Here is a 929-nt window from a genome sequence, read left to right on the forward strand (position 1 = left end):
CGCCACCATGAAGAACGGATAATCTGTGGAAATGTTGTAGAACATACTGGAAATCGAAAATGCCACGGTCACAATCAGCGTGATTCCGGCTCTTGTCATAATGGCATTGAATACACGGACAACTGCCTGTTTCGCCATGTTCTCATAGGTCGGTATCATGGACAGTAAGAAGCTGACAGGTAAAAACATGGCATATATGATAAAAAGTATCTGGGAAAACAACATCATGCCGGTAAGCAGGAAGATAAATATTGTGATACCGAGATTGAAAATGAGCAGGAAGAACACCATGCCAAGACGGTTTACGACCTGTGGAATGGTAAGGTTGTCATTGTTGTTATCCTCAATCTCTGTTTTGACAACATTTTCCCTTGTTTCCCCCTCTTCGTCTGACGGGCTGGCAGATACCAGAGCTTCCACACGGTCAGTCCCGATTTCTTCGGTATCACTGTTCCCGAACTGCAATAACAGCCACGGTTTTTCTACCTGTATCGCAAACAGGCTGTCACGGATAAAGTCTACACTGTCCTTGCCTTTGCTTTGTGAATCGGGGAGCATGATTTTTGTCCCCAAATCCAGAGAAGCGGTGCTGATGTCTGAACTGAAATCATTGATTTTCTGGATATAATTGGGAGCATAAGCAATAAAGGACGCAGACACGATGAACACCACTACAAAGTTGATAACGGCGTGAAGTGCCTTGCTTGTTTCCCGTTTGAGAAGCCCTGTATAGGCGGTATAAACACCTACAATCAGAATGATAATAAGCAGGAATCCCACATAGAATCCACTGCTGGAAAATCCGTTTTCGGTCACTCCGGCAAGTGTCTGGATACTTTTCCCGATACTGTCTGCCATGTCATTGATGAAGTCCAGCTTATACGCCTGTTGCACCACATATCCTGTGGCATTGCTAAGATACAGGCTGA

Annotated in this window: 1 pseudogene; it reads right to left on the reverse strand. The window is 44.8% G+C overall.

Annotated features, from left to right (window positions below):
* Positions 1-929, reverse strand: a pseudogene (locus GPK60_RS15330) (YtxH domain-containing protein); the annotation flags it as partial.

Origin of the sequence: Ruminococcus sp. MCC718 (genome assembly GCF_018783905.1) — a bacterium.
Taxonomy (GTDB): domain Bacteria; phylum Bacillota; class Clostridia; order Lachnospirales; family Lachnospiraceae; genus Hominisplanchenecus; species Hominisplanchenecus faecis.